Source organism: Pseudonocardia sp. CA-107938 (assembly GCF_050936315.1).
Classification (GTDB): Bacteria; Actinomycetota; Actinomycetes; order Mycobacteriales; family Pseudonocardiaceae; genus Pseudonocardia.
The window spans coordinates 2985718-3003515 of record NZ_JBNJNA010000001.1; the positions used below are offsets into that span (position 1 = coordinate 2985718).

Genomic DNA, 17798 nt, shown 5'->3' on the forward strand with positions numbered 1-17798 from the left:
CGTGCACCACTACGGCGACGAGCTGTCGCTGCGCATCGTCGACGTCTCGCGGGTGCACGCGCTGGACGACGACGCGACGATCGCCGCCTTGATGGTCCAGCTCGTCGAGCGGGTGGGGATGCGCATCCTCGCCGGCCCGCTCGTCGGCACCGAGCAGGGAGGGCCGTTGCAGAGCGGCAAGTCGGCCGTGCTGATCCTGGCCGAGTCGCACGCCGCCCTGCACACCTACCCGGAGCTGGGCCAGGCGTTCTTCAACCTGTTCTCGTGCAAGCCGTTCGACGAGTCGACCGTGCTCGCGACCCTCACCGAGTTCCTCGGCGACTTCACGGTGGAGGAACGCGCTCTCGTCCAGCGCGGCGACGGTTGGCCCCAGCAGCTCCACGCCGCGGCGGAGCACTGGCGCCGGGACCGCGGTGCTGCGCGCGACGCGTGAGGTGCGGCCGAGGTGTCACCGCAAACCGCGCCACATCGCCGGACGGTGCGAGCGTGGCCCGCGCGACCGCATAGCCGGGTGTCCGGGGGAGGCGCCGGTCGGATGTCGTTGATCATGGGCAAAACGTCGCTGGACAAGATCGGATTACGACGTTTTGCCCATGATCAACACGCGTGTCCCGGACCGCCGTCCCGGCAGTCAACAACCGCGCCACCTCACCGGACGTCGCCGGCGAGGCCCGGCCTCACCCCGACGCCGCGAGCACCGCGGTGTCGAACAGCAGCTCGTCGGCGACGATGCGGCCGTCGCGCACGGTGATGCGGTCGGCGGCGCGGATGGTGCCGAGCGGGCCGGCGTCCATGTCGTAGAGCACGAGCGCCTGCTCGTGGTCGCCGAACGCGGCCTGCACGGTGATGGCGGAGACCACCTGCGCGAACCCGGCGATCTCGGCGACGACGGCGGCCCGCCCGGACAGCGACTGCCGCGGGCTGGTGAACACCACGTCCGTGGCCAGCAGCTCGGCCATCCCGGTGGTGTCCCCGGCGGCGAACGCGTCGAGGAACGCGAGCGCCGTCCCCACCGCTGCGCTGCTCGCGTAGGAACCCACGACGTGCGCCGGCACCCGCTCGACCGGAATCTCGAGCCGGTCCGCGAGCCCCCGCTGGAAATCCTGGAACGACGCCAGCGCCGGCAGCGTCGGCTGTTCCGCGTCGTCCTCCAGCACGTGCACGAAGTCCGTCCCGAGCTGCACGCACTGGTAGCGCAACCCGGGCGGGCGGACGTGCGCCAGCTCGGCGAACACCTCCTCGACCAGCTCCCGGTTCTCCTGCGCCCCTACTGCGGTCGTGCGGTAGCGGATCACTGACGCGCCCATCGCGTTCCTCCTTCGGTCCTACGGGTTCGACACGGCGCGTGTCGCCCACTCATCGCGATGAGTTCCGGTCGCGGGCGGTGTCGAACCCGTAGGACGTGAGAGAGGTCGGACGATGACGGAACGTGGCACTACGACGACCGCGCAGCGCTGGGTGCTGGGTCTGGCGTCGCTGGGGTCTGCCGTCGTCGCGCTGGACGCCCTGGTGGTGGCGACGGCGCTGACGACGGTGCAGGAACGGCTGGGCGCGACGCTGGCCGAGCTGGAATGGACGGTCAACGCCTACAACCTGCCGTTCGCGGTCCTGATGGTCACCGCGGCGGCGATGGGCGACCGCTGGGGCCGACGCCGGGTGTTCACCGCCGGGTTCGCCCTGTTCACGCTCGCCTCCATCGCGTGCGCGTTCGCCCCGACCGCCGGCTGGCTGATCGCGGGACGGGCCGTGCAGGGCATCGGCGCGGCGGCCGTGCTGCCGCTCGCGATCGGCATGATCGGTGCCGCCTTCCCGGGCGCGCGCCGCGGGTGGGCCACCGGGGTCTTCACCGGGCTGACGGGGGTGGCGGTGCTGGCCGGACCGGTGATCGGCGGGGCGGTGACGCACGGCCTGTCGTGGCAGTGGATCTTCTGGATCAACGTGCCGATCGGCGTGGCGCTGGTGCCGCTGGCTATGGCGCGCCTGCCCGAGAGCCGCGGCGCCGCCCGCCGGCTCGACCTGCCCGGCGCGGTGCTCACCGCGGCGACGCTGCTCGGTGTCGTGTGGGGTGTGATCCGCGGGCCCGAGATCGGGTGGGCTGCCCCTGAGGTGCTGGGGGCCTTCGCCGCCGCGATCGTGCTCGGTGCCGCGCTGGTGGTGCACGAGCGGCGGACCGCGGAGCCGATGGTGCCGGCGGCGCTGCTGCGCGTCCGCCCGTTCCTCACGGCCGGCGCCGCCGGCTTCCTGTTGACGGCCGCGCTGCTCGGCACGCTGTTCTTCGTGACGCAGTTCGTGCAGGTCGTGCTCGGATCCGATCCGCTGCGCGCGGGGTGGCAGGTCCTCCCGTGGACTGCGACGCTGTTCGTCGTGGGACCGCTGGCCGGACGGCTCGTCGATCGGGTGGGGGAGCGTCCGCTCGTGGCCGGCGGGCTGTTGCTGCAGGCCGTGGGCCTGGTGTGGCTCGCCGCCGCCGCAGGGTCCGGGTACGGGGCGCTGGTGGCGCCGATCGTCCTGGCCGGTGTCGGCGTGTCCGTCGCGATGACGGCGGCGCAGAGCGCAGCGGTCGCGGCCGCGCCGCCCGGAACCGTCGGCGTGGCGTCCGGTCTCTACGCGATGGCGCGGCAGCTCGGTGGCGTCGTGGGCATCGCACTGGCCGGCGCGGTGTTCGTCGGCGGCGGGGGCGGCCCGACGCCGGCAGCGTTCCTGCCCGGGTTCGCCGCGGCGATCACTGCCGCGGCCGCCCTCTCCCTCGTCGGCGCACTGGTCGGGCTCGGGTTGCCGGCCCGGCAGCCGGCGAGCGCCGTGCCGGCGACGGCAGGTGCCCGGTGACGGGACCGGACGAGTTCCTGGAGGCCGCCGAGCAGTACCGCGGCCAGCTCGTCGCGCACTGCTACCGGATGCTCGGCTCCCTGCACGACGCCGAGGACGTCGTGCAGGAGACCTACCTGCGGGCCTGGCGCGCGTACGACGGGTTCGAGCACCGGTCGGCGGTGCGCACCTGGCTGTTCCGCATCGCGACCCGCCAGTGCCTGAACCTGGTGCGGCACACGAGCCGCCGGCTCGTCCCGTCGGCGGTGGGGGCGCCGGGCGACGTCGAGGACATCGACGGGCCGGCCGACATCCCGTGGCTGGAACCGTTCCCCGACCTGATGTTCATCTCCGAGCCGGCCGACCCGGGCGCGACGGTGGCGCAGCGGGAGACGTTGCGGCTGGCGCTGGTTGCGGCCGTGCAGTACCTGCCGCCGCGCCAGCGCGCCGTCCTGCTGCTGCGCGACGTGCTGGCGTGGCCGGCCGCCGAGGTCGCCGCGGCGCTGGACACCTCGGTCGCCGCGGTGAACTCGGCGCTGCAGCGGGCGCGGGCCGAGCTGGCGCGGATCCACCCGCGCGCCGAGGACGTCGGCGAGCCGGCGGAACCGGAGCGCCGCGCCTTGCTCGACCGGTACGCCGAGGCGTTCGAGCGAGCGGACCTCGCCGCGCTCGAGGAGCTGTTCACCGCGGACGTCACGTGGGAGATGCCACCGATCGCGACCTGGATGGCCGGCCGTGACGCGGTGCTGCGCCTGCTCAAGGCGAAGATCGGCAGGTCGGGGACGCGCCGGTTGCTGCCCGTGCAGGCGAACGGTGGACCGGGGTTCGCCATGTACACCGTCGGCGCCGACGGTGTGTCCCGCGGGTACGCGCTGCAGGCGCTGACGCTGCGCGGGGACCGGATCGCGGGCGTCATGTCGTTCCACTCGCCGCAGCTGTTCCCCGCGTTCGGCATGCCGCCGGTCCTGGAGACGGCCTGAGGGTGCAGCGCGATCAGGACGTGCGCAGGTCGTGCAGGAGCGAGATCTGTCCCGAGAGCACCCCGGTGAGGATGGAGCGGGCGACGGCCAGCAGCTCCGGCACCTGCGGGCTCGTCACCGAGTAGTGCACCGCTGAGCCGTCCTTGCGGGTGGTGACGAGACCGGTGCGGCGCAGCACCGCGAGGTGCTGCGACAGGTTGGCCGGTTCGATGTCGATGGCGGCGAGGAGCTCCGACACCGCGTGCTCGCGCTCGCTCAGCAGCTCGAGGACCCGGATGCGCACCGGATGGCCGAGCGTTTTGAAGAACTCGGCCTTCAGCTGGTAGAGCGGTTTGCTCACCGGACCCCAGCCTCCCTGACCGTGCAACCTCGACGCGTGGGCCCGAGTCTCCCAGATACGTGCCGAATCGTGGAAATCAGCGATCTTGTCCGGCACGTCCGCGCACCAGCACGTAGGTCTCGGTCGTCGTCGTTCCGCCGTCGCGCACGGCCGAGATGGCGGCGTCGACGCGCTGGGCGTCGGAGTCGGACGTCCACGTCGTCACCAGCATGCCGGCGCCGAGCGCCCGGTCGACCAGCAGTTCGGCACCGCAGAAGCCCGGCACGTGCCGGACGTGCCGGACGAGTCGCTCCCGGAGACCCGCGCCCGCCGTCGCGGTGTCGATCTGCAGGCGGTCGACGCGGACCGTCGCGCCGGGAGACGCCGTCGCGGGCAGCTGCCAGGCGACCGCGTAGCTCTCGGCGACGAGGTCGCCGCCGGCCGCCGCGGCCACTGCCGCCCGGGCAGCGGTCAAGGTCGGCGCCGAGGCGCGGGCCGGCTCGTTCCAGTAGGAGACCGCCACGATCACCCCGGCGTCGGGATCGGCGAAGGTGGCGAGGCCCAGGTTCCCGAACGACGCCTCGACCGCCGCTCGATCGGTGCCTTCGGCGAGTGCGAGGCCGGCCGCGACCTTGTCGCGCCGACCGAAGATGGTGTTGACCCGAGCATGCACGGTCAGGCTCCTTCGAGGTCGTCGACCGAGCGGAGCTCGGCGAGTCGTGGATCGATGGTGCGGCGCACGGCCGCGGCGACGAGGTCGGTGACCGTCGCCGCGGCGAGCCGGCCGTGCCCGGGTGGGGGTGTGGTGGCGGCGATCGCGACCGCCACGGTCCGCAGCATGTCGAGCTCGACGTGCATGGAGCCGGGTGGGCACGCGAGCGCCACGCGCAGCACGCCGGCGACGACGTGGTCCGCCCAGACCGCATCGACGGGCCGCAGGACCGAGCCCTCCGGTCGATCCAGCGCGATCCGCGCGGTCTGCGCCGCGGCGTCCGGGCCGGGCCGCAGGTCGATCACGACGTCGGCCCCCTGCACGGCTCGCTCCCACGGGAACGCTGCCGCGTGCGCGTCCTGCCACGCCACCAGGTCGTACATCCCGGCGATCATCAGGAGCGGGACCAGCCCGGGCAGGTGCCCGTCACCGGCGACCACGACCCGGGCCACGTCGGGCGACCGCTCGACGGTGCGCAGGTGCGTCAGTGCCGCGGCGCACAGCGCGGCGGCGATCCCGTCCTGATCGGTCACGACGAGTCGCTGGTCGCGCTCGGCGGCCCGCTCGCCCACCTCGTGCGCCCGCCGCGGATCGGTCCGGGTGAGGTACACCACCCGGTACCGCTCGGGCAGCCGTTCCACGCGCGCGGCATCGACCGGCTCGGGGAGGACCACCACCTCGGCGTCCACCCCGGCGAGGGTGCCGATCTCCGCTGCTCGTCGGGCGAGCGGCAGGCCATCGTGATCGGTGCCGATCACGGCGACGGCGAGCGTGGTCACCGGCTCCTCCGCCCCTCGGCCACACGGACTTGCGAACCTTAGCAAGTTCGTAGCTCGAATAGCTCGCAGGTGTGAGGAGTGGTTCGCCGCTAGTGTCGGACGGTGGGCATGGACGAGTTGCTGCGCAGGTACGAGGCCGGTGGCGGGGAGCTAGCCGCGGCCAACGCGGAGGGTCTCGCGGTTCCGCCGTCGCTGGCGACCGCCGTCGTCACGTGCATGGACTCGCGGATCGACGTGTTCGCCCTCTTCGGGGCGAAGCTCGGCGAGGTGCACGTGCTGCGCAACGCGGGCGGCGTCGTCACCGACGACGTCGTGCGTTCACTGGCGATCAGCCAGCGCAAGCTCATGACCCGCGACGTGCTGCTGATGCAGCACACGGGCTGCGGCCTGGCCACCTTCACCGACGACGAGTTCACCGAGGAGCTCGCCGAGGCGACGGGCATGCGCCCGCAGTGGCGCACGCACGCCTTCCGGGATCCGGTGACGAGCGTGCGCCGCGACCTGGCTCACCTGCGGCACGACCCGTTCCTGCACCCGGAGACGAAGGTGCGCGGGTTCGTGCTCGACATCAACCGGTTCACGCTGCAGGAGGTGCTCCCCGCGGAGGACCGGTAGGGCGGTCAGCCGGTGAGGCCGGCCGCGAAGTCGTGCACGTCCTGCACGGTGGCGAGGTACATGTCCGGGGCGGCGGCGCGGAACATCAGGTCCGCGGCGTGGCAGGCGCCGGGGACCGTGCGTGACCGCGCGTCCACGCCGGCCTCGAGCAGGGTGCGGTGGTAGGCCAGCCCTTCGTCGCGCAGCGGGTCGACCTCGCAGACGGAGATGACGTGCGGCGGCAGTCCGGCCAGGTCGTCGGCGGTGGCGTGGTAGGGCCAGCAGAGCGGGTCGGTGGCGTGCGCGGCGCCCGGGTCGTAGACCTCGACGAAGACCCCCATGAGGTCACAGGAGATGAAGTAGCCGTCGCACTCCACGAGCGAGGGCAGCTCGGCCTCCCGCTCGGCGGCGGACCGCCCGTAGATGCCGGAGATGTAGGGGACCATCGCGTAGACCCCGTCGATGGCGTCGAGCATGCCGTCCCGCTTCGCGCGGATGGCCGTGGCGAGCGTGAGGTTGCCCCCGCCCGACTCGCCGGCGACGGTGAGCGTGGAGATCCCCAGCTCGGCGCGGTGCTCGTGCGTCCAGGCGAGCGCCGCGGCGCAATCGTCGAGCCCGGCGGGGAACGGGTGCGCGCCGAGCACGCCGGCGCCGTTGCGGTACTCGACGCCGACGACGACCAGCCCGGTGGCCGTGAGCTCGTCGCGCAGCCGGCAGTACAGCGGTCCGGCTGCCTGGAGGATGACCATGCCGCCGCCGTGGATGTGCAGGATCCCCGGCAACGGCCCCGTGGCGCCGGCCGGCCGGGAGATGTAGAGCGTGATGTCGTTGCCGGCCGGACCGGTGATCGTCTCGGTGCGGTGCTCGATCCCCTCGATCGGCTCCAGGCCGTCGGCGAGCGCGGCGAAGACCGCCTCGAAGCCGGCCTCGGCGGCCATGGCGTACTCGAGCTGCTGCTCGCGGGGGGCGTCGGGGGTCAGTGGGGCGGGAGCGCCGTTGACGTCGAGCCCGAACGGCGCGAGTGCCGCGAGGGTGCGGGGATCGGTGCGCGGGTCGGTCCGCAGGTTGCGCTCGGGATCGCCCAGTCGTCCGGGTCGCTGGGTCTCGGTGCTGGCTGTCATGACGCCCTCCTCCGCCGCGGCTGCTCCGACGCGGGGTTGGACAGTAACGCCGTGTGCATCATTTCGACAAGATGTTGCACTCGCTCAGCGCAGCAGGACGTTCAGCAGCCTGATCGAGCGGTCAGGGTCGGGATCGTCGCCCGTGATCCGGGTGCTGTACACGAACGACTCGACGATCAGTGCCGCCGCGAAGGCCAGGTCGCCGGGCGGCACCGACTCGTCGCGCACCCCGGCCGCCACGTCCTCGCGCAGGAGCAGCTCGACGAACCGGACCAGGCGGGGCTGGAACCCCCGTTCGGCCACCGTCAGCAGCCGCACCGCGAGATCGCCCTCGTCGGCGAGGAACGTGCGGAACCCCGCGTGCGACAGGATGTCGCGGATGTAGCGCGCCATGATCGCCGCCACCCGCCCCCGGCCGGTGTCGCCGGTCTCGGCGGCCACGACCCACTGGGTGCGCAGGTTCTGCTCGGTCAACGACCACAGCACCCGCAGCAGCAGGTCCTCGCGCCGGCCGACCCATCGGTAGAGCGTGACCCGGTTGACCTGCAGCTCCGCCGCCAACCCGCCCATGTCGACGCGGCGCCCGTCCAGGAAGTGGTGCCGGGCCAGCCGGAACGCGGCGAGCGGGCCGGTGCCCGGTGCGCTGCGCGGCAGGGCGAGCTCGCGATCGAGTGGGGTGCCGGTGAACCCGGCCACCACCGGGCCGACGACGCGGTCGGTCATCCGCGCAACGATGCCACCCCAGGCTGCGCCGGGTGACTCCTGCCCATGATCGAGGGACTGCTACCAAGAGCGGCATGGCGGACGAACGCATGGCTGGGCAGACCGCGGTCGTCACGGGCGCCGCGGGTGGCATCGGGGCCGGAGTCGCTGCTGCACTCGTCGCGCGCGGCGCGCGCGTCGTGCTGGTGGACGTCGACGCGGAACGCCTCGCCGCGACGGTCGCGGGGCTGCGACCGGGCGACGCGGAGGCGGCCGTCGTCGACGTCACCGATCCGGACGCCGTGGACGCGCTGGCCGCCCGCCTGTTCGACGCCGGGCGCCCGGTGCGGGTGCTCGTCAACAACGCGGGCGTGGAGGCCACCGGTCCGGTGTGGGACACCCCCGTCGAGCGCTGGCGCCGGCTGTTCGCCGTCAACGTGGACGGGGTGTTCCACGGCATCCGGTCGTTCGTGCCGCGCATGGGTGCGCAGCCGGAGCGGTCCTACGTCGTGAACGTCTCGTCGATCGGCGGCATCTCGACGGGCCCGTTCATGGCCCCGTACGTCGCGTCGAAGCACGCGGTGCAAGCGCTCACCGAGTGCCTGCACGCGGAGGCGGCGAAGGCGTTCCCGCAGGTCCAGGTGTCGGTGGTGAACCCGGGTCCGGTCGCGACCGGCCTGTTCGGCGACACGAGCGACGGCGATCCGGTGCGCCGCGCGATGCAGCGGCTCGCCGCGCAGGGCGCGGACCCCGTCGTGGTCGGCCGGCAGATCGTCGACGGCATGCTGGCCGGCGACTTCTGGATCGAGACCCATCCGGATCGCTTCGCAGCCGCGGCGCAGCGGCGGGCGGCGATGCTGCTGGACCGGACCCCACCGGGTTGACGAAGGTGGAGGCATGGATCTTCATCCCACCCCGACCGCCGCGCCGGTCGTGCCGTCGCGCGGCCGCCTGCGCCCGCTCACACTCGGCGAGGTGACCGTCACCGGCGGGCCGTTGCTGCGGCGCCAGCAGGTCAACGGCACCGCGACGCTGCCGCACATCGAGCACTGGCTCGAACGGGAGGGGTGGATCGCGAACTTCGACCTCGCGGCCGCTGGGCAGCTACCGGCCGGCCGCCGTGGGCGGGAGTTCTCCGACTCGGAGGTCTACAAGTACCTCGAGGCGCTGGCCTGGGAGATCGGTAGGACCGGCGATGCGGATCTCGAACGCCGCTTCCACGCGGTCGTCGCCCGGGTCGCCGCCGCCCAGGAGCCCGACGGCTACCTGAACACCGAGTTCGGCCGCCCCGGGCAGCAGCCGCGCTGGTCGGACCTCCCGTCCGGCCACGAGCTGTACTGCATCGGGCACCTGCTCCAGGCCGCCGTCGCGCGGCTCCGCACCCGCCCGGACGCGACCGACGGGCTCGTCGAGATCGCCCGGCGCGCCGCCGACCTCGTCTGCACGGTGTTCGGTCCCGACGGTCTCGACGCGGTCTGCGGGCACCCCGAGATCGAGCCGGCGCTCGTCGAGTTCGGTCGGGCCACCGGAGACGAGCGCGACGTCGCGCAGGCCGCGCTGTTCGTGGCGCGCCGCGGCCACGGGGTGCTCCCCGACGGGTGGCTCGGCCGTACCTACTACCAGGACGACGTCCCCGTCCGCTCCGCCCAGGTGCTCCGGGGGCACGCCGTGCGGGCCGGGTACCTGGCCGCCGGAGCCGTCGACGTCGCCGTCGAGCAGGGTGACGACGAGCTGCTCGCGGCGCTCGTCGCGCAGTGGGACACCACCGTCGCCCGCCGCACCTACCTCACCGGCGGCCAGGGCAGCCATCACGAGGGCGAGGCGTTCGGTGACGACTGGGTGCTCCCGCCCGACCGCGCCTACGCCGAGACCTGCGCCGGCATCGGCTCGATCATGTTCAGCTGGCGGCTCCTGCTCGCCCGCGGCGGGGCGCGCTACGCCGACCTGATCGAGCGCACCCTCTACAACATCGTCGCGACGTCGACGTCCGCCGACGGCACCCGCTTCTTCTACGCCAACACCCTCCACCAGCGCCGCCCCGGTGCGCCCGTGCCGGACGACCGGGTGTCCCCGCGCGCGTCGTCGACGCAGCGCGCGCCGTGGTTCGCGGTGTCGTGCTGCCCGCCCAACGTGGCCCGCACCCTGGCGAGCCTCGGCACGTTCCTCGCCACCGTCGACGACGACGGGCTGCAGCTGCACCAGTACGCCCCGTCGACTATCGCCACGTCGCTGCCCGACGGCACCCCCGTCACCGTGGAGATCGACACGGAGTACCCGCGGTCCGGGCTGGTCAGCGTGCGCATCGGCGCGGACGCCGACCGGCCGTGGACGCTGACGCTGCGGGTGCCGGCCTGGGCCGAGGGCGCCCGGGTCGTCGTGCGGTCGAGCGAGGTCACCGAGCAGCCGGCAGCCCCCGGCACGGTCGCCGTGCGGCGCACCTTCCGCGCCGGCGACGTCGTGGAGCTGCACCTGCCCGTCGCACCCCGGTTCACCGCCGCCGACCCGCGCATCGACGCCACCCGCGGCTGCCTCGCCGTCGAGCGCGGCCCCGAGGTGCTGTGCCTGGAGTCGGTGGACCTCGCCGCGGCCACCGCCGGCGCGCTCACCGACGTCGCCGACGTGCGGCTCGACCCGTCCGTCCCGCCGGAGGAATCCGGCGGCGACGTCGTCGTCCGGCTGCGGGCGGCCCGCACATCTGACCGGGACTGGCCCTACGGCGCCGGAGTCCGGGCGGTCGCCGACGGCGAGGCCATCCCCGTCCGCCTCGTGCCGTACCACGACTGGGCCGAGCGCGGCCCGTCGACGATGCGGGTGTGGATCCCGGTCACCCTAGGCTGAGGTACGCGTCGAGAACGAACTTGTGGTGATCAACAGGCCCTGTTGATCACCGTAACGTCGTTCTCGACGCGTACCGGTGGGGTTGTGAGCGGAGGGGGACCTGAGGATGGACGACCTGCGCACCGACGTGCCGCACCCGGCCCGGGTGTACGACTACCTGCTCGGCGGCAAGACGAACTACGCGGCCGACCGTGCGGCCGCGGAGGCGGGGATGGCGGCCAACCCCGACAGCCTCGTGCCGCCGCGCACCAACCGGGCGTTCCTGCGGCGCGTCGTCACCTACCTGGCGCAGGAGGCGGGGATCCGGCAGTTCCTCGACATCGGCACCGGCATCCCGACCGAGCCCAACGTGCACCAGGTCGCCCAGGCAGCGGCCCCCGACGCCCGGGTCGTCTACGTCGACAACGACCCCATCGTGCTCGCCCACGCCCGCGCGCTGCTCACCAGCAGCGCGGAGGGCCGCACCGCCTACGTGAGCGCGGACCTGCGCGATCCCGAGCAGATCCTGACGTCGCCGCAGGTGCGGGACGTGCTCGACATGGAACGGCCGGTCGCGTTGCTGCTGATCGCGATCCTGCACTTCGTCGGCGACGCCGACGACCCCTACGGCATCACCCGCCGGCTGATCGACGCGCTGCCCTCGGGCAGCTACGTCGCCCTCTCCCACCTGACCGGCGACTTCGTGCCGGAGAAGTGGGCCGGTGTCGAGGCCGTCTACCGCAAGCAGGGCGTGACGATGCAGGTGCGTCCGAAGGCCGCCATCGCCCGGTTCCTCGACGGCCTGGACCTGGTCGAGCCCGGCCTCGACGTGATCACCCGATGGCGGCCGGAACCCGCCGACATCGCCGGCGGCGCCTCCGACGCGGCGGTGTCGGTGTACGGCGCGGTCGCCCGGAAGCCGTAGCCGTCAGCGCGCCGCCCACAGCTCCTCGGCCCGCACCTTCAGCGCGCGCGCGACGGCGTCGAACCCGGCCTTCACCCAGTCGCCCGTCATGGTCATGACGGTGTCGGCGTACTTGCCCGAGATCGCATCGGTGGTGTGGTAGCTGCAGCTGTCCGGGCCGGCCTCGGTGATCCACTGGTCGCGGATCGCGAAGATGCCGGGCATCTCCTCGCCTGTGTCGTAGCGCAGGTGCCGCGGCGGGTCGACGACCCGGATGTACTCGCGGTTGACGAACGTGCCGGGCGACCCGTCCGGGTTGGGCAGCGTCAGGTCGATCGGGTCGCCGATGGCGAGCGTCGTCGCCACCGCCACGGTGTACGGGTTCCACTGCGGGTAGCTCGCGTAGTCAGTCAGCACGTCCCACACGAACGCGGCCGGCGCCGCGATCTCCACCTCCACCGAGGTCACGACGTGCTCTGTCATGACGGCATGTGCTCCCCACCGTTGACGTCCAGCAGCGCGCCGGTCACCTCGGAGGCCAGCGACGACAGCAGGAACAGCACCGCCCCGGCGCAGGCCTCGTCGGTCGGGATGCGGCCCATCGGGTTGCGCGCCGCGATCTCGTCGTAGACCTCCTGCTCGGTCACCCCGCGGGCGCCGGCGGTCATCTGCAGGTAGAAGCGCACGCCCGGCCCGTCGAGCCAGCCGAGCACGGCCTGGTTGACCCGGATCCGGTGCTCGCCCAGCTCCAGCGCCAGGTACTGGGTGGCGCACCCCATCGCCGCCTTCGCCACCGCGTACCCGCCCTCGCCGCGCAGCGGCTTGCGGGTGGACATGGTGCCGATGTTGACGATCGAGCCGCCGCCGGCCGCCTGCATGTGCGGCACGACGGCGCGGGTCATCGCGAGCGCGCCGTGCAGGACGATGTCGAGCGACCGGCGTAGCTGCTTGTCCGGGGTGTCCAGCAGGTCGTGGAAGCCGGGGTGGGAGTAGGCGGAGTTGACCAGCCCGGTGACCTTGCCGAACCGCTCGAGCGCGGTGCGCACGACGGCGTCGACGTCGTCCTGGCGGCGCACGTCCCCGCTCACGGCGACGGCCTCCCCGCCGGCCGCGACGATCTCCTTCTCCACCTCGGCGGTGACCGTGGTCGAGCGGGCCGCCAGCACCACCTTCGCGCCCTCGGCCGCAGCGCGGCGGGCGAGCTTGGCGCCGAGCCCCGCCCCGACGCCCGAGACGATCACCACCTCACCGTCGAGGATCACCGGTGGACCTCCTCGTAGAACGCGAAGTCACGCTCCAGCTGGTCGACGGAGAGCCCGAAGTCCTCGGGGGCGTAGGAGTGCGACCCGTGCCGCTGCTCCCGGTTGCGGGCCAGGTACGCCTCCAGACTGGGGACGTCGGGAGGCACGCCCAGCTCGCCGAGCACCCGGCTCGCCTCGCCGACCGGATCGCCCAGCAGGCTCGCGAACCGCACGTCGACGAACCGCTCGGGCCGCCGCTGCCGCACCGCGGCGAACCCGCGCAGCGTCTCGCTGAACAGCTCCGACCAGTACCGCCCGATGGCCACCGGGTCCACCTCGTCGCTGTACTGCGCGCTGATCGACGCCACCATCGACGCGTACGACGGCACGGCCGCGGCCGGCGAGCGGTGCGTCATGACGATCTTGCAGTCGGGGAACGTGTCGAGCACGGTGTCCACCGCCGTGAGGTGGTGCGGCGACTTCAGCACCCACGCCTTTCCGGCCCGTCCGGGGTCCTGCCACTGCAGCACCTGCAGCCATTCCCGCAGTTCGCGGTAGGCGATGGTCTGGTCGGCGGTGCGCAGCCACCGGCCGTACGTGGGCACCCAGTAGAACGAGTCGTAGCTCATCGACAGGAACGACCGGTCGACGAGGATCACGTCCTCCTCCGGGCCGTCCCACTCGATGGTGTGGATGGCCGCGAACTCGGGCGACATCTGCAGGAACAGCTTCGCCCTGTCCTGCGCGCGCCGCTTGCGCTCCGCCGCGTCCGGGCCCTCGCCGGGGAACGGGATCGGGTAGGAGGTCTCCCACGACAGCGTCGACGTCACCCCCGGGGACGCGGCGAGCAGGCGATGCAGCAGCGTCGACCCGGTGCGCGGCAGCCCGCAGATCTCCGCCGCGACTCTGACCTCGACGTCGGCGATCTCGGGGTGCTCGCGCTGCAGCGCCCGCAGCCGCAGGCGGTCGGCGAGCAGTGCCGTGAGCCGCCGCCGGGTCAGCTCAAGCCCGAGCGGGGAGAGCTTGGCCTCGGCGTTGAGGCTGCCGACCAGCACCCCGAGCGGCTCGACGAACCACTCGTCGCCGAACTCGGTTAGGCCGGTCCGGGACCGGGCGGCGTCCAGCAGGTCGTCGACGCGCAGCGCCTGCGCAATAGCGGTCACCGGGACTCCTCCAGCTGGACGACGCGGCACTTCGGCACCGGGTGGGAGCTCGCCCCGAGCCAGCGCAGCAGCGCGGTGCCGCTGGTGTGGCCGGCCGGGTCGATCCAGTTGCCCCACCCGGGATCCCGCTCGGCCACGACGATCGTGAGCCGGCCGTCGTCGTCGAGCACGGCGGTGTGCTTGTTGACCGTGATGCGGTGGGCGTGGTCGAGCGACTCCATCCACCAGTTGTCCAGCTGGAAATTCCAGTACGGGCAGTCGGGCACCTCGGTCTCGATCACCCACGCCTCGCCGGGCTGCAGCGTCCAGTAGCCGTGCAGGTAGAAGATCTCGGGATCGCCACCGGCGCGCTGGAACATCTCCTGGCCGAAGTCGGGCAGCTCGTTGGGCCGGGTCATGAACAGCTCGGTCCACGCCGCGAACGTGGCCGCCGTGCCGTGCACCGCCATGGCGGCGCGACGCAGTGCCTTCACCAGGAACTCCGGGTCGAGCGGCGGCGGCTTCTCCGGCCCTCCGATGCACTCGATGCGCCACGAGCCCGGCGTCTCCGACCTGCGGTCCAGGTAGGTCTGTCGCACCACCAGGCTGGTGGAGTCCGGGGCCAGCGGCAGCCAGTTGCCCGCGTGCGGCGTCGCGCTCACGATGATCTCGACGGTGCCGTCCGGCGCGACGACGAGGTCCTTGTCGGCCAGCTCGCCGGTGGACGCCATCGTCCCGTCCTTGGCGTATCGGTTCGCCTTGGAGCCGATGCTGAAGTACGAGATCGTGCCGCGCTGCCCGGTGATCCGATAGGTGCGATCGCCGCGGACGGTCGCCGACAGGTAGACGTTGTCGGGGTTGTCCGCGCCGATCTTCACCAGGTCCAGCTCGCGCAGGCGCGGGAAGTCCGGGTCGGCGTTCTCGACGGTGGCGTAGAGCATCTCCCGGACGAGCCGCGTGAGGTAGCGGTAGCCCTCGGCGCGGTCCAGCGGGGTCGAGGGCGCGGAGTCGCGCAGCACCACCTCGCCGGCCTTCTCCAGGGCCCGGCAGAACTCGGACCACGCCTGCCCGTCGAGTACGTCGGCCACGGTGCCCCCTCACCCGAATGTAGAACACGTTCTACCACACGGCGAGTCGTCAGATCGAGCGTCGGACGGGGGCGGTGAGCATGCCGGCGAGCAGGTCGACGAGCTCGTCGGCGCGGTCCGTGGCATCGGTCGCCCCGCGTTCGTGGTCGGCGAGCAGCGCGAACAGCACGGTGGGGAGGCTGCGCAGCCGGCGCCGCCGGAGCGGTTCGGGGATGTCCCGCAGTGCGCGGTCGAGCCGCGTGATGATCAACCGAACGGCCGCCCGTTGCGCGCTGTCCAGGTTGTCGTCCGCGGCCAGTGCGGGATGGGTCCGCACCTGGTCGAGGAACCGCGCGTAGTGGGTGGCCCCGTGCTCGTACGGGACGGTGAGCATGGGCAGCACCAGCGCCGACAGCAGGGCGTGGACGTCGTACGGGTCGCCACCACCGGTCTCGATCTCGGCGAGCAGTTCGAGTCGGCGCCGCTCCATGTCGGCGATGCGGTAGTCGGCGACGGCGTGGATCAGCCCGTCGCGGCTGCCGAAGTGGTACTGGACGGCGGAGTTGTTGCGCTGTCCGGCGGCGACGGCGATGTCGCGCAGCGGCACGTCGACGCCGCGTTCGGCGATCAGCCGCTCCGCGGCCACGATGATCCGCTCGCGCGCGTCCACGGCGACCATGCCAGCACGTCGCCGCGTGAAGCGCCAGGTCTTGATTGTTAAGTGCGCATGCTCAATGGTGTGAACGTGGTCATGGAGATGTTCGGACTGGCCGGTGCTGCGGCGGTGGTGACCGGGGCCGGGCGCGGGATCGGCCGGGCGTCGGCGATCGCGCTGGCCGAGGCGGGCGCGGACGTCGTCATCAGCGCGCGAACGGCCGAGCAGCTGGCCGAGGTCGCCGCGACGATCGAGGCCATGGGGCGGCGCGCCGTCGTGGTGCCGGCGGACCTGTCCGATCTGGACGCCGCGGCCGGCCTCGCCGCCACCGCTGCCGAGCAGCTGGGTCGGCTCGACGTCGTCGTGAACAACGTGGGCGGCACCTACCCGAACACGTTCCTGACCACCACGAACGACTTCCTGGAGGAGGCGTTCCACTTCAACGTCGCCACCGCGCACGCGCTGACCAGGGCGGCGGTGCCGCACATGCTGGCCAGCGGGGGCGGCTCGGTCGTGAACATCTCCTCGGTGCTGGGGCGGCTGGCCGGCCGCGGCTACCTCGCCTACGGCACCGCGAAGGCAGCGCTCGCGCACTACACCGAGCTGGCCGCCACCGACCTCGCGCCGAGGGTCCGGGTGAACGCGATCGCCGTCGGCTCGGTGCACACCTCGGCACTGGACATCGTGGCCCGCGACGAGACGATCCGGGCGACCATGGAGCGCGCCACCCCGCTGCGCCGGCTCGGCGATCCGGCCGAGGTCGCGGCCGCGGTGCTCTACCTGGCGTCGAAGGCATCCGGCTACACCACCGGGTCGCTGCTGCGGGTCGACGGCGGCATCGGCGCCCCCAACCTGGACCTCAATCTCCCCGACCTGGAGTGAGACACGTGACGTATCGCGTCGTGCAGTGGAGCACCGGTCACGTCGGCACGTGGGCGTTGCGCGGGATCCTCGCGAACCCCGCGCTGGAGCTGGCCGGCGTGTGGGTGTCCAGTGCGGCCAAGGCCGGTCGGAGCGTCGCGGAGCTGGCCGGCGTCGACGGCCCGCCCGGCATGCGCGCGACGTCCGACGCCGACGCGCTGATCGCGGCGCGGCCCGACTGCGTCGTCTACACGGCGATGGCCGACAACCGGCTGCCCGAGGCGATCGACGACCTGTGCCGGCTGCTGCGTGCCGGCATCAACGTGGTGGCCAGCGGGCCGGTGTTCCTGTCGTTCCCCGACGGCACCGTGCCCGCCGAGGTCGTCGAGCCCGTCCGCCGCGCGGCCGCTGAGGGCGGGGCGTCGCTGTGGGTCAACGGCATCGACCCCGGCTGGGCCAACGACGTCCTGCCCCTCCTGCTGACGGGCACCTGCTACCGGATCGACCAGGTCCGCTGCTCGGAGATCATGGACTACTCCACCTACGAGAACCCGCTGGTGCTGTTCGACATCATGGGCTTCGGCAGCCCGCCCGGGCAGACGCCGTTGCTGCTGCAGCCGGGCGTGCTCACCCTCGCGTGGGGCAGCGTGGTCCGCCAGCTCGCCGCCGCCCTCGACGTGCCGCTCGACGCCGTCGTCGACCAGCACGAGCGCGTCGACGCGCCGGAGCCGTTCACGGTCGCCGGCCGCACGGTGGCCGCGGGCACGATGGCGGCCCTGCGGTTCACGGTGAGCGGCCTGGTCGGCGGCCGTCCGGTGCTGGTGCTGGAGCACGTCACGCGGCTGCGACCCGACCTCGCGCCGGACTGGCCGCAGCCGAACGGCACCGGCTGCTACCGCGTCGAGGTCACCGGCGAGCCCAACTACGTGCTCGACCTGCGCCTCGTCGGCAGCGACGGCGACCACAACACCGCGGGCGTGGCCGCCACCGCGATGCGCCTGGTCAACGCGGTGCCCGCCGTCGTCGCGGCGCCACCGGGCCTGCTCACGGCGACCGACCTGCCCCTGGTTACCGGGCGCGGGCTGGTCGCCACCTGATC

At 73.0% G+C, this 17798-nt stretch carries 20 protein-coding genes; 9 read left to right on the top strand and 11 right to left on the bottom strand.

All coding sequences use genetic code 11. The features are described 5' to 3' along the window. Nucleotide 1 precedes the first annotated feature (1 nt). Complete coding sequence (locus ACQEVB_RS14865; RefSeq protein WP_432970672.1) at nt 2-433, top strand: S-adenosylmethionine decarboxylase; 432 nt, start codon at nt 2-4, stop codon at nt 431-433. A gap of 244 nt (nt 434-677) precedes the next feature. Here ACQEVB_RS14865 and ACQEVB_RS14870 read toward each other — a convergent pair whose 3' ends face one another. Further along, nucleotides 678-1307 carry a nuclear transport factor 2 family protein gene (locus tag ACQEVB_RS14870; protein WP_432970675.1) on the bottom strand — a complete coding sequence of 210 codons (630 nt, stop codon included), beginning with the start codon at nt 1305-1307 and terminating at the stop codon, nt 678-680. Between the two features lie 112 nt (nt 1308-1419). Between ACQEVB_RS14870 and ACQEVB_RS14875 the strand changes: the two genes are divergently transcribed. Beyond that, nucleotides 1420-2826, top strand: coding sequence for an MFS transporter (locus ACQEVB_RS14875; RefSeq protein ID WP_432970678.1), 1407 nt, complete (start codon nt 1420-1422; stop codon nt 2824-2826). Beyond that, nucleotides 2823-3785, top strand: coding sequence for a sigma-70 family RNA polymerase sigma factor (locus ACQEVB_RS14880; RefSeq protein ID WP_432970681.1), 963 nt, complete (start codon nt 2823-2825; stop codon nt 3783-3785). The genes ACQEVB_RS14875 and ACQEVB_RS14880 overlap by 4 nt, the downstream gene beginning before the upstream one ends. 13 nt (nt 3786-3798) lie before the next feature. Here the strand turns inward: ACQEVB_RS14880 and ACQEVB_RS14885 are convergent, their stop codons facing one another. From ACQEVB_RS14885 to ACQEVB_RS14895, 3 genes are all read right to left on the bottom strand, one after another. Further along, nucleotides 3799-4125 carry an ArsR/SmtB family transcription factor gene (locus ACQEVB_RS14885; protein WP_432970684.1) on the bottom strand — a complete coding sequence of 109 codons (327 nt, stop codon included), beginning with the start codon at nt 4123-4125 and terminating at the stop codon, nt 3799-3801. Between the two features lie 76 nt (nt 4126-4201). Next, nucleotides 4202-4777: a hypothetical protein gene (locus ACQEVB_RS14890; RefSeq protein ID WP_432970687.1), complete on the bottom strand. Its 576-nt coding sequence runs from the start codon at nt 4775-4777 to the stop codon at nt 4202-4204. Nucleotides 4778-4779: 2 nt separating this feature from the next. Further along, on the bottom strand, nt 4780-5595 hold the full coding sequence (locus ACQEVB_RS14895) for a hypothetical protein (RefSeq protein WP_432970690.1): 816 nt from the start codon (nt 5593-5595) through the stop codon (nt 4780-4782). Nucleotides 5596-5703: 108 nt separating this feature from the next. Here ACQEVB_RS14895 and ACQEVB_RS14900 point away from each other — a divergent pair, with 108 nt between their 5' ends. Continuing rightward, a complete protein-coding gene (locus tag ACQEVB_RS14900) occupies nt 5704-6210 on the top strand; it encodes a beta-class carbonic anhydrase (protein WP_432980361.1) in 507 nt (168 codons plus the stop codon). Between the two features lie 5 nt (nt 6211-6215). On the opposite strand, the gene ACQEVB_RS14905 is transcribed toward ACQEVB_RS14900, so the two are convergent. Both ACQEVB_RS14905 and ACQEVB_RS14910 read right to left on the bottom strand, forming a co-directional pair. Continuing rightward, nucleotides 6216-7310 (bottom strand): alpha/beta hydrolase fold domain-containing protein, encoded by a 1095-nt coding sequence (locus ACQEVB_RS14905; RefSeq protein ID WP_432970693.1) that lies wholly within the window; start codon nt 7308-7310, stop codon nt 6216-6218. Nucleotides 7311-7394: 84 nt separating this feature from the next. Beyond that, nucleotides 7395-8033, bottom strand: a complete 639-nt coding sequence (locus ACQEVB_RS14910; RefSeq protein WP_432970696.1) for a QsdR family transcriptional regulator — start codon at nt 8031-8033, stop codon at nt 7395-7397. Between the two features lie 74 nt (nt 8034-8107). Between ACQEVB_RS14910 and ACQEVB_RS14915 the strand changes: the two genes are divergently transcribed. The 3 genes from ACQEVB_RS14915 (at nt 8108) to ACQEVB_RS14925 (ending at nt 11754) form a co-directional block, all read left to right on the top strand. Further along, the gene (locus tag ACQEVB_RS14915) at nt 8108-8896 is read left to right on the top strand and encodes an SDR family NAD(P)-dependent oxidoreductase (RefSeq protein ID WP_432970699.1); all 789 of its coding nucleotides are present in this window, start codon (nt 8108-8110) and stop codon (nt 8894-8896) included. 13 nt (nt 8897-8909) lie between these two features. Then, nucleotides 8910-10850, top strand: coding sequence for a glycoside hydrolase family 127 protein (locus tag ACQEVB_RS14920; RefSeq protein ID WP_432970702.1), 1941 nt, complete (start codon nt 8910-8912; stop codon nt 10848-10850). 106 nt (nt 10851-10956) lie between these two features. Then, nucleotides 10957-11754, top strand: a complete 798-nt coding sequence (locus ACQEVB_RS14925; protein WP_432970705.1) for an SAM-dependent methyltransferase — start codon at nt 10957-10959, stop codon at nt 11752-11754. 3 nt (nt 11755-11757) lie between these two features. Here the strand turns inward: ACQEVB_RS14925 and ACQEVB_RS14930 are convergent, their stop codons facing one another. Genes ACQEVB_RS14930 through ACQEVB_RS14950 form a run of 5 tightly spaced genes read right to left on the bottom strand, consistent with a single transcriptional unit; the run spans nt 11758 to nt 15862 of the window. After that, nucleotides 11758-12216, bottom strand: a complete 459-nt coding sequence (locus ACQEVB_RS14930; RefSeq protein WP_432970708.1) for an SRPBCC family protein — start codon at nt 12214-12216, stop codon at nt 11758-11760. Then, nucleotides 12213-12995, bottom strand: coding sequence for an SDR family oxidoreductase (locus ACQEVB_RS14935; RefSeq protein WP_432970711.1), 783 nt, complete (start codon nt 12993-12995; stop codon nt 12213-12215). The genes ACQEVB_RS14930 and ACQEVB_RS14935 overlap by 4 nt, the downstream gene beginning before the upstream one ends. Further along, on the bottom strand, nt 12992-14137 hold the full coding sequence (locus ACQEVB_RS14940; protein ID WP_432970714.1) for a sulfotransferase family protein: 1146 nt from the start codon (nt 14135-14137) through the stop codon (nt 12992-12994). The genes ACQEVB_RS14935 and ACQEVB_RS14940 overlap by 4 nt, the downstream gene beginning before the upstream one ends. After that, complete coding sequence (locus tag ACQEVB_RS14945) at nt 14134-15204, bottom strand: DUF1214 domain-containing protein (protein WP_432970717.1); 1071 nt, start codon at nt 15202-15204, stop codon at nt 14134-14136. The genes ACQEVB_RS14940 and ACQEVB_RS14945 overlap by 4 nt, the downstream gene beginning before the upstream one ends. Before the next feature lie 49 nt (nt 15205-15253). Then, entirely contained in the window at nt 15254-15862 is a 609-nt protein-coding gene (locus ACQEVB_RS14950; RefSeq protein ID WP_432970720.1) for a TetR family transcriptional regulator, read from the bottom strand. A 66-nt stretch (nt 15863-15928) separates the two neighbouring features. Between ACQEVB_RS14950 and ACQEVB_RS14955 the strand changes: the two genes are divergently transcribed. Together ACQEVB_RS14955 and ACQEVB_RS14960 are read left to right on the top strand one after the other, a co-directional pair. Then, on the top strand, nt 15929-16720 hold the full coding sequence (locus ACQEVB_RS14955) for an SDR family oxidoreductase (protein WP_432980364.1): 792 nt from the start codon (nt 15929-15931) through the stop codon (nt 16718-16720). 5 nt (nt 16721-16725) lie between these two features. Then, nucleotides 16726-17796, top strand: a complete 1071-nt coding sequence (locus tag ACQEVB_RS14960) for an NAD(P)H-dependent amine dehydrogenase family protein (protein ID WP_432970723.1) — start codon at nt 16726-16728, stop codon at nt 17794-17796. Nucleotides 17797-17798 lie beyond the last annotated feature (2 nt).

Coding starts and splice junctions, on each gene's coding strand:
- ACQEVB_RS14870 (WP_432970675.1), bottom strand. CDS start 1,307: ATGGGCGCGTCAGTGATCCGCTACCGCACGACCGCAGTAGGGGCGCAG.
- ACQEVB_RS14875 (WP_432970678.1), top strand. CDS start 1,420: ATGACGGAACGTGGCACTACGACGACCGCGCAGCGCTGGGTGCTGGGT.
- ACQEVB_RS14900 (WP_432980361.1), top strand. CDS start 5,704: ATGGACGAGTTGCTGCGCAGGTACGAGGCCGGTGGCGGGGAGCTAGCC.
- ACQEVB_RS14905 (WP_432970693.1), bottom strand. CDS start 7,310: ATGACAGCCAGCACCGAGACCCAGCGACCCGGACGACTGGGCGATCCC.
- ACQEVB_RS14910 (WP_432970696.1), bottom strand. CDS start 8,033: ATGACCGACCGCGTCGTCGGCCCGGTGGTGGCCGGGTTCACCGGCACC.
- ACQEVB_RS14915 (WP_432970699.1), top strand. CDS start 8,108: ATGGCGGACGAACGCATGGCTGGGCAGACCGCGGTCGTCACGGGCGCC.
- ACQEVB_RS14920 (WP_432970702.1), top strand. CDS start 8,910: ATGGATCTTCATCCCACCCCGACCGCCGCGCCGGTCGTGCCGTCGCGC.
- ACQEVB_RS14925 (WP_432970705.1), top strand. CDS start 10,957: ATGGACGACCTGCGCACCGACGTGCCGCACCCGGCCCGGGTGTACGAC.
- ACQEVB_RS14930 (WP_432970708.1), bottom strand. CDS start 12,216: ATGACAGAGCACGTCGTGACCTCGGTGGAGGTGGAGATCGCGGCGCCG.
- ACQEVB_RS14950 (WP_432970720.1), bottom strand. CDS start 15,862: ATGGTCGCCGTGGACGCGCGCGAGCGGATCATCGTGGCCGCGGAGCGG.